Annotated in this window: 9 protein-coding genes; 6 read left to right on the top strand and 3 right to left on the bottom strand. The window is 68.7% G+C overall.

From position 1 onward, the window contains the following. On the top strand, nt 1-1192 hold a 1192-nt coding region (locus VD972_RS44490; protein ID WP_414654246.1), incomplete at its 5' end, for a tetratricopeptide repeat protein. A gap of 34 nt (nt 1193-1226) precedes the next feature. Then, the gene (locus VD972_RS44485; protein WP_324996060.1) at nt 1227-2222 is read left to right on the top strand and encodes a 2-dehydropantoate 2-reductase; all 996 of its coding nucleotides are present in this window, start codon (nt 1227-1229) and stop codon (nt 2220-2222) included. A 91-nt stretch (nt 2223-2313) separates the two neighbouring features. Here VD972_RS44485 and VD972_RS44480 read toward each other — a convergent pair whose 3' ends face one another. The 3 genes from VD972_RS44480 to VD972_RS44470 all read right to left on the bottom strand — a co-directional run bounded on the left by VD972_RS44480 (nt 2314) and on the right by VD972_RS44470 (nt 5129). Continuing rightward, complete coding sequence (locus tag VD972_RS44480; RefSeq protein WP_324996058.1) at nt 2314-3099, bottom strand: glutathione S-transferase; 786 nt, start codon at nt 3097-3099, stop codon at nt 2314-2316. Nucleotides 3100-3132: 33 nt separating this feature from the next. Further along, nucleotides 3133-4110: a hypothetical protein gene (locus tag VD972_RS44475; RefSeq protein ID WP_324996056.1), complete on the bottom strand. Its 978-nt coding sequence runs from the start codon at nt 4108-4110 to the stop codon at nt 3133-3135. 158 nt (nt 4111-4268) lie between these two features. Then, nucleotides 4269-5129: an alpha/beta hydrolase gene (locus VD972_RS44470; RefSeq protein WP_324996054.1), complete on the bottom strand. Its 861-nt coding sequence runs from the start codon at nt 5127-5129 to the stop codon at nt 4269-4271. Between the two features lie 70 nt (nt 5130-5199). Between VD972_RS44470 and VD972_RS44465 the strand changes: the two genes are divergently transcribed. From VD972_RS44465 to acpS, 4 genes are all read left to right on the top strand, one after another. Further along, on the top strand, nt 5200-6234 hold the full coding sequence (locus VD972_RS44465) for a metallophosphoesterase (RefSeq protein ID WP_324996052.1): 1035 nt from the start codon (nt 5200-5202) through the stop codon (nt 6232-6234). A 65-nt stretch (nt 6235-6299) separates the two neighbouring features. Beyond that, on the top strand, nt 6300-7070 hold the full coding sequence (locus tag VD972_RS44460; protein ID WP_324996050.1) for a class I SAM-dependent methyltransferase: 771 nt from the start codon (nt 6300-6302) through the stop codon (nt 7068-7070). Between the two features lie 149 nt (nt 7071-7219). Next, nucleotides 7220-7945: a pyridoxine 5'-phosphate synthase gene (locus VD972_RS44455; protein WP_324996048.1), complete on the top strand. Its 726-nt coding sequence runs from the start codon at nt 7220-7222 to the stop codon at nt 7943-7945. 3 nt (nt 7946-7948) lie between these two features. Then, nucleotides 7949-8326 (top strand): holo-ACP synthase, encoded by a 378-nt coding sequence (gene acpS / locus VD972_RS44450; protein ID WP_324996046.1) that lies wholly within the window; start codon nt 7949-7951, stop codon nt 8324-8326. Nucleotides 8327-8466: the final 140 nt, after the last annotated feature.

Here is an 8466-nt window from a genome sequence, read left to right as displayed (position 1 = left end):
CGTGGGCGTCCGGCCACCCCTGAGCGGAGTGCGCTGGCTGAAGCTCTTCCTGGGGTTGCTGGCGGGGACCTTCGTGGTGTGGTTCGTGGGCGGCGAGCTTTGGAGGGAGTACCGCCGCTATCGCGGCCTCCACGACCCGGTCCCGGTCGATACCCTCTATGAAGGGGAGCGGAAGCGGCACCTCGCCATGCTCCTCCAGCAGGCCAAGGACCACATCCGCGCAAACCGGTGGCCCGAAGCCAGAGCGCAACTGTTGCAGCTGCAGACAGAGGCACCTGATCATCCCAACCTGGCGGACTACCTGGCTCATGTGCAGAAGGAGGTCCCCAACCACGAGCACCTGAAGGCGGCCCAGGCTGCGCTGACGGAGAAGAAGCTAGCGGTAGCCAAGTCCGAGCTGGACAAGGTCAGCGCGGATACGTTGATGCATGAACAGGTGAATGAGCTGAAGCGCGACCTGCCGCGCGCCGTCGACAGCCGGTTGCGCGAAGCGTCGGCCCTGTTCGAGACCGGCAAGATCTCTCTGGCCTCGGCCATGGTCGCGGACGTGCTCGCCGCCTTCCCGGAGCACCAGGAAGCCCAGCTCCTCGCCTCGAGGCTGCGGCACGGGTGGACCATCGAGGAGGCGCCGCCCCCCGATTCCACGGTGAACTGGAAGCGGGCCGTCGGCGCCTTCATGGAGGGGGACCTGAGTCGCGCCCTGGTGCTTGCCAAGGCCTGTGCGCCCAAGATGGCCCAGTGCAAGTCCGGCCTCAAGGATCTCCAGGAGTTCAACAGGCTCTACTCGAAGCTGGACCATCTCGACGCCCAGGAGCTCGCGCGGCTGCTCGCGCTGGAGAAGCAGATCTCAGGACCGGGAGGCCCGAGCGTGTTCGCCCGCCGCGTGAACTCGAGCTTGCCCCGCATCTTCTACAAGAACGCCGTGGCGGCGAGGGCGGCGGGCCAGTGGCAACGAGCCGTGGAGCTCTCGCGCCGGACGCTCGACGCGAACCCCACCCATGTGGGTGCCTCAGGTCTCCTCAACGGACTGAAGACTCAAGCGAGAGAGCGCTTCCTTGTGGCATACGCGATCAAGGATGCCAAACCCAAGCAGGCCCTCCTGGAGTTCCGTCAAGCCATGGCCATGACGCTGCCGGATGACGAGATCCACCAGAAGGCCCAGGCCTGGATCGAGAAGCTCCAGAAGAAGTGAGCTCCCTCAAGAGGGGACACGGAGGAGAGACGGGGTGAACGGACCGATCGTCGTGGCAGGAGCAGGCAGCATCGGCTGCTTCGTTGGAGGATTGCTGGCAGCGGCGGGCCGTGATGTGCGCTTCCTCGCTCGGCCGCGCATGGTCGCGGAGCTGCAGGCACATGGCCTCACCTTGACCGATCTCGAGGGCGGCGACCGTCGCGTGCCGGCGACGAGCCTCTCCGTGACGGACGAGCACGCCACGCTGGCGGAGGCCGGTCTGATTCTGGTGACCGTCAAGAGCAGCGCGACGGCTGAGATGGCGGAGAGCATCTCCCGCCATGCGAAGGCCGGGGCCGTGGTCGTCAGTCTGCAGAACGGGATCGGCAACGCTGACCGGTTACGCGCTCTCGCGAGAGGGCAGCGGGTGGTCGCGGGCATGGTGCCCTTCAACGTGGTGCACCGCGGAGAGGGACGCTTCCACCGGGGAACCGACGGGAGCCTCACGGTGGAGGCAGGCGTGCCGGGCCTGGTCACCGAGCTGTTGGTCCCCGGTCTGGTGGTGGCAGAGCATCCCGACATGGCCGGGCTCGCCTGGGGCAAGTTGCTGATGAACCTCAACAACGCGCTGAACGCCTTGTCCGGTCTCCCGCTTCGCCAGCAGCTGGCGGACCGGCGCTGGCGTCTCGTGCTGGCCGCCAGCCAGCGTGAGGCGCTGGAGCTCCTGGCCGCCGCCGGGATCGTTCCCGCTCGGGTGGGGAAGGTGCGGCCGTGGCTGTTGCCCAGGGTCGTGGCATTGCCGGACCTGCTGTTCCACATCCTGGCTGGAGCGATGGTGAAGATCGATCCGGAGGCCCGCTCCTCGATGTGGGAGGATCTGGAAAAGCGGCGGCCCACCGAGGTCGACCACCTTCAAGGCGCCCTGGTGGAGCTGGCGCGCTCCCTGGGCCGAGATGCGCCGGTCAACCGGAAGGTGATGGAGGCGGTGAAGCGCGCGGAAGCCGCCGGGGCGGGCTCACCAGGCATCACGGCGGAGTCTCTCGGCGCCTGAGCATGTCCCAGGCGAGTTGCAGGGTTCACCTTGGCAGGCGCGCATGTCCCAGAGGCTTCGGAAATATGACGAAATATTTCGAGTCAGGGGCTCACGCGGCCTGACGGCTCGGAGCAGCTGGGGTGCGGTCCTGCTGGTAGCGGCGCAGCACCCACTGGCCTGCGGGCCGGAGCCGCGCCTCCTCCGCCATCTGGCCCACCGCCTTGGGCATGGGCACGTCCGGCCGGGCCGCGTAGGGCGAGCCCTCGGCCAGCACGAGCCCCGCGAGCAGCGACGCCGCGGCAATGTCCGCGATCGTCAGCGACGAGCCCACGAGGTAGCGCGAGGGATCGCCGCCGATCTCGCGCTCCAGCCGGTCCAGCCCCTCCAGCACCTTGACCCGGGACTCCTCCAGCTGTGGAGGATGGAGGTGGTACTGGCGCACGAGGATTCGCTTGATCAGCGGAACCATCAGGCGCCCGAGCCAGCGCTGGGGGGCCGGATACTCCCCGAACATCATCCGCCCCAGGTCGGCGCCGCCGTTGATGATGTGGCCGTAGGCCCAGCGGCGCACGTGGATGCCGATCCCGTCAAAGTACTCCTCCAGCTCCAAGGCCCTGTCACGCTCGGGGCCGGGCGGGGGCAGCAGCGCAGGCGAGGGATAGGTGCGCTCCAGGTGCAGGGCGATCTCGGTGGAGTCGCCCAGCGCCACGCTGCCGTCCACCAGCACCGGCAAGGTGCCGCGGCCCTTCGCCAGGCGCTTCGCCACACCCCGGTGCAGGCCGGGCATCAGGTTCTTGAGCGTGTATGGCAGGCCCTTGACGTCGAGCACCCAGCGAGCCTTCTCGCAGTAGTGGGAGATAGGGAACTGGTAGAGCGTTCGTTCGGTCTGCGCCATGCGGCCAGCATCCCATGTCTCGGCTTACAGGCGTCAGCTGTCGTCGCCCGCGCAGCGTCCGCAGTCCGCCTCACAACTGTTGGAGCGGTTGCCTCGGCCGCATGACTCGGTGAACTGGCAGACGCGGTCTCCGCACTTGTAGATGTCCCGCCGGGAGATCCGGGTCGTCAGCGGCTTGTAGGTGACGCCGTTCGCGCTGCACGCCACGTAGAATCCTCCCGGGCCCACCCGCTGGCACAGCTGGTCGCAGCGCCCGGCATAGATGAGGGGCGGGCACGCGTTCGCTCCGCTGGTCAGCGCACAGGCCCGGACAGAGCTCTCCTTGGAGTGCAGCCGAGGCCCATCCACGCCGAAGAAGACGCCCTCGCCGTTGAAGAGGTTGCCGAAGAAGCAGGCCTCCCTGCGGGAATAGTGCGCGAGCTCCTCATACGTGAAGGGGATGTACTGCCCTGTCGCGGTCTGGCCCAGCACGGAGATGGACACGGACACGCCGTACTTGTTGACGTGGGCCGCCAGGCACGCGGTGATGAGCTGCTGCTCCGCGAGGTTTGCCGGCTGTCCGCTGGCCCAGCCCGGCGCCAGCCCCAGTCCGCCGGGCCAGGTGTAGCTGACCTGTGTCTGGGGATTCGTGTACGTGCGGACCTGGCCAGCGGGGACGGCACAGCGCACGAGGTACCGCATCATCGTGTCGTGTTGGGCCGGGTTCTGCCCGAACCAGGAGGTGAAGGCATTCCCGGATAGGCCGTTGGCGGACAAGCCGTTGGCGGACAAGCCGTTGGCGGACAGGCCGTTGGCGGACAGTCCATTGGCGGACAGGCCGTTGTCGGACTCCAGATCCTGGGGCTGGGAGGTCCACTCAGAAGCCTCGGGAGCCTCGGAGGAGGGCTCCATCGGACCGCAAGCGATGGAGCTTGCCACCAGGAGCACGAGCGGGAGCGTCACCGCGAGGCGGGACGGAACGGGAGAGGGCAGACAGGCGTGGGGGGCATCGTCAACTCGCACGGGCTTCATGGGGGACCCCTTTTGATCGAGTTTCCACACGACGGTGCCGCGAGTCCGGCAATCCAGGAAATACGACCTGAGGGCATCCCGAGCCATTCGATGGCTCGTGAATGAAAGGAGCGTGAGGTAGCGGACGGTGGAGCGTGCAGGTGTTCGCTGTTGGAAGGCTAGCGGACGTCGAGGGGCTTGCCGGAGACGAAGCGCACGAGGTGCTCGGTGGTGGGATCCTTGTCAGTGCCCAGGCGCTGGATGAGCTCGAAGTGGCCTCGGCCTGGGACCGTGAGGAAGCTCACGGGCAGCTTGCGGGCCTTCAGGGCGGCTACGAAGTCGCGCGACTGCTGGCGCATGTCCTTGTAGTCCTCGCCGGCGAGCAGCACGAGGAGCGGGGGCCGTACGGCGCGCAGGTGAGAGAGAGGCGAGGCCGCCAGCCGCGCCGCCTTGTCCTGGCCGAACGGCGGGAAGATGAAGGACTCGAAGCCCCCCTCGGGCGTGTCATCGATGGGGCGGGTGAGATCGAAGACGCCGGAGAGGGCGATGACGCCGGCCAGCTCCTCGGGCGCGTGGCCCACGGCCTTCAAGTAGCTGGGATCGAACAGAAGCAGCGTGACGAGGTGCCCGCCCGCCGAGTGTCCGCTGAGGAAGACGCGGTCCCTGCGTCCCCCGAAGCGCTCCACGTTCTCGAGCACCCAGCCCGCCGCGCGCGCCGCATCCTGGACATGGCCGGGGTGGCGCACCGTGGGCGTGAGCCGGTAGTTCACCACCACGGTGACGATCCCCCGGCGAGCGAGGGCCTGGCCCACGTGCGTGTAGGCCGACTTGTCCCCCCTCTGCCAGACGCCGCCGTGGAAGAAGAGGAGCACGGGCAGTCCCTGCTGGCCCTCGGGCTGGAAGATGTCGAGCGTGTGCTTGACCGGGTCGGCGCCTTCGCCCTCCACGTAGTCCACCTCCGTCTGGGAGATGCGCGGCTCTGGAGTGGGGGTGGGGCTGGCGGCGAGGGCAAGACTGAGCAGCGAGGAGAGGAGCACCATGCGCGCCTCTACGAGAGGAGGGGGCGCACCGGATTCACGGGGCGGGGTGAACCCGGTATAGGGAGGGATCATGAGATCCTCGCGCCGCCACACTCCTGCCCGGCTTGCTGCTGGGGTGCTCCTGTTCATGCCGCTGCTCATGGCGGTCGCTGCCGAGGTGCCGCCGCGTCTGGAGGAGGCGGTGCCGGACACCTTCGAGGGCGTGGAGCGCGTGGTGGCCGTGGGAGATGTGCATGGGGACGTGGAGGCGCTGATGGAGGTGCTGCGGCTGGCCGGCCTCATCGACGAGGAGGGGCGGTGGAGCGGCGGGAAGGCGCACCTGGTGCAGACGGGAGACATCGCGGATCGGGCTCCGCGGACCCGGGACTGCTACGAGCTGCTCATGCGGCTGGAGCGGGAGGCGCTCGCCGCGGGCGGCCGCGTCCACGTGCTGCTGGGCAACCACGAGGTCATGAACATGCGCGGGGATCTGCGGTACGTCACCCCAGAGGAGCTGGCCTCGTACGCGGACCAGAGCCCGACACCGGATGCGCCGGGTGCACGCCCAGGGCTCGCGGGCCACCGCGTGGCCTTTGGTCCCGAGGGCCGCTATGGCCAGTGGCTGCGAAGCCGCCCCGGGGTGCTGCGCATCGACGGGACGCTCTTCATGCACGGAGGGCTCCAGCCGGACGTGTCAGCGCGGACGCTCGCGGAGCTCAACCGCTGGGTGCGACAGGATCTCTTCGCTGGCAGCTCCTCGGGAGGGGGGACAGACCCGCGGGGCCCGCTGTGGTTCCGAGGCTACGCGCTGGAGCCCGAGGCGCAGTGGAACGGGGGGCTCACCGAGGTGCTGCAGCGCTTCGGCGCGAAGCGGATGGTGATGGGGCACACCACCACGAGCGACGGGCGCATTGGCGTGCGGTTCGGCGGGCGGGCGCTGTTCATCGACACGGGGCTGAGCAAGGGCTACGGCAGGCACCTCGCGGCGCTGGAGATCCGAGGGGATCGACTCACCGCGATCTACCCCGAGGGGCGCGTGGAGCTGCTGGCGTCGGCGGTGAAGAGCACCCCCGCCAGGACGCCGGAGAAGAAGGCTCCGGAGAAGAAGGCCGCCCAGGGCCGCTGAGGAGGGTCAGTGGTAGGTTCCGGTGGAGTGCTTCCAGAAGACGGTGGTGAGCTCGGAGGATGGTCATGGATCCACGAAGCGCGCGGTTGTCGCCCCAGACGCCAGCAGGGGAACTCAAGGTCTACGCCGAGCTGGCCTCCTGGTGGCCCCTGTGGTCGCCGCCCGAGGAGTACGTCGAAGAGGCGGCGGATCTGCTCGAGGTGCTGAGGACGGCGGCCGAAGGATCGGCACGCACGCTGCTCGAGCTTGGCTCTGGCGGTGGCAGCCTGGCGTTCCACCTGAAGGCGCACTTCGCGTTGACGCTGACCGACCGAGCGCCGGGAATGGTGGCGGTCAACCGCGCGCTCAATCCGGAGTGCGAGCACCTCGTGGGGGACATGACGACCTTGCGGCTCGGGCGCACGTTCGACCGGGTGCTGGTGTACGACGCGATCATGTACGCGGCGGATCGCGCCGCCGCGCGAGCAACGGTGGAGACGGCGGTGGCGCACTGCCGGCCGGGCGGAGCGGTGGTGCTGGTGCCTGACTGCGTGAGTGAGACGTTCGAGCCAAGCACGGAGTGCGGGGGCCATGATGGAGCGGATGGGCGCGGCCTGCGCTACTTGGAGTGGTGCTGGGACGCAGACCCAAGCGACGAGCGCTACGAGGTCGCATATGCGTTCCTGCTGCGCGAGGCGGACGGGACGATCACGGCGGAGCAGGAGATCCACCGCGAGGGCCTGTTCCGGCGCGACGACTGGTTGACCTGGCTGCGGGAGACGGGCTGCGCCGCGCGCTCCGTGCGCGACCAGTGGGGGCGTGAAGTGTTCATCGGCGTGCGAACTCCCTCTCCGTGAGTCCCGCCTGATGCACGGATCGGTGTGTCCTTCGAGAGCGGGAGGGTGAGCGACACGCGGTCAGGCGCCCCGACAACGAATCCCCGCTGCACCATTGTGTTGACATCCATGCGCCAGCCGCCAATAGAGGGGAGAGCAAGGAGTGACCCATGGGACAGCGGTTGGGTGTGAATGTGGATCACGTCGCGACGCTGCGGCAGGCGCGACGCACCACGTATCCAGATCCGGTGACGGCGGCGGCCTTGGCCGAGCTCGCTGGCGCGCAGCAGATCACCATCCACCTGCGTGAGGATCGTCGGCACATCCAGGATCGCGATCTGCGCATTCTCCGGGACACGTGCCAGACGCTGCTCAACCTGGAGATGGCCGCCACCGCGGAGATGGTGAAGATCGCCTATGAGTACAAGCCGGACGTGGTGACGCTGGTGCCCGAGCGGCGCGAGGAGCTCACCACCGAGGGCGGGCTCGATGTGGGCGGGCAGCGCGAGCAGGTGGCGAAGATCATCAAGAACCTCAAGGACGGGGAGATCACCGTCTCGCTGTTCATCGATCCTGATCTGGACCAGGTGCGCGCGGCGCACAAGGTGGACGCGGACCGGATCGAGCTCCACACCGGGCGCTACTGCGAGGCGCGCAACGAGCGAGAGCGGGGCCGGGAGCTGAGCCGCATCGTCGACGCCGCGAAGTCCGCCGCGAAGCTGGGCATGAGCGTGGCCGCCGGCCACGGGCTCAACTACGACAACGTGCAGCCCATTGCCCGCATCCGGGAGATCGACGAGCTGAACATCGGCCACGCGATCGTCGGCCGAGCGGTGCTGGTAGGCTTCGAGCGCGCGGTGCGTGAGATGCTGGAGCTGATGCGCAACCCGGGGTAGGGCATGGCGATTGTCGGCCTGGGCATGGACATCTGCTCGGTGGAGCGAATCCAACGCATCCTCCAGGGCCCGCGCGCTCAGCGCTTCCTCGAGCGCGTGTACACGGATGCCGAGCGCGCTCTGTGTGGCGAGCGAGCCGATGCCGCCAGCGCCTACGCCGCGCGCTTCGCCGCCAAGGAGGCACTGGTGAAGGCGCTGGGAGCTCCGCCCGGCATCCGCTGGCGGGACATGGAGGTGGTGCGCGGCTCCGGCATGCCGCGCTTTGCCCTGTCCGGTGTGGCTCGCGACGTGATGGAGCAGCGGCGAGTGGATGCGCTGCTGACGATGACCCATGACGCAGGAGTGGCCGCGGCCACCGTCATCCTGCAGGAGCGGCCTTGAGATGCAGAGCGTCCTGACCGCCGCGCAGATGCGAGAGGCCGAGCAGGCCGCCGCGTCCCAGTACGGGATGCCCTCGGCGCTGCTCATGGAGAACGCGGGCCGGGCGCTCGCGGATGCGGCGCGGAGTGTGGCGGGGCCGC

It is taken from the genome of Hyalangium sp. (assembly GCF_035629615.1).
In the GTDB taxonomy this organism is placed as follows: domain Bacteria; phylum Myxococcota; class Myxococcia; order Myxococcales; family Myxococcaceae; genus Hyalangium.
This window is presented reverse-complemented; position numbering and strand designations above follow the sequence as displayed.

Coding starts and splice junctions, on each gene's coding strand:
- VD972_RS44475 (WP_324996056.1), bottom strand. CDS start 4,110: ATGAAGCCCGTGCGAGTTGACGATGCCCCCCACGCCTGTCTGCCCTCT.
- acpS (WP_324996046.1), top strand. CDS start 7,949: ATGGCGATTGTCGGCCTGGGCATGGACATCTGCTCGGTGGAGCGAATC.
- VD972_RS44480 (WP_324996058.1), bottom strand. CDS start 3,099: ATGGCGCAGACCGAACGAACGCTCTACCAGTTCCCTATCTCCCACTAC.
- VD972_RS44465 (WP_324996052.1), top strand. CDS start 5,200: ATGAGATCCTCGCGCCGCCACACTCCTGCCCGGCTTGCTGCTGGGGTG.
- VD972_RS44470 (WP_324996054.1), bottom strand. CDS start 5,129: ATGGTGCTCCTCTCCTCGCTGCTCAGTCTTGCCCTCGCCGCCAGCCCC.
- VD972_RS44455 (WP_324996048.1), top strand. CDS start 7,220: ATGGGACAGCGGTTGGGTGTGAATGTGGATCACGTCGCGACGCTGCGG.
- VD972_RS44460 (WP_324996050.1), top strand. CDS start 6,300: ATGGATCCACGAAGCGCGCGGTTGTCGCCCCAGACGCCAGCAGGGGAA.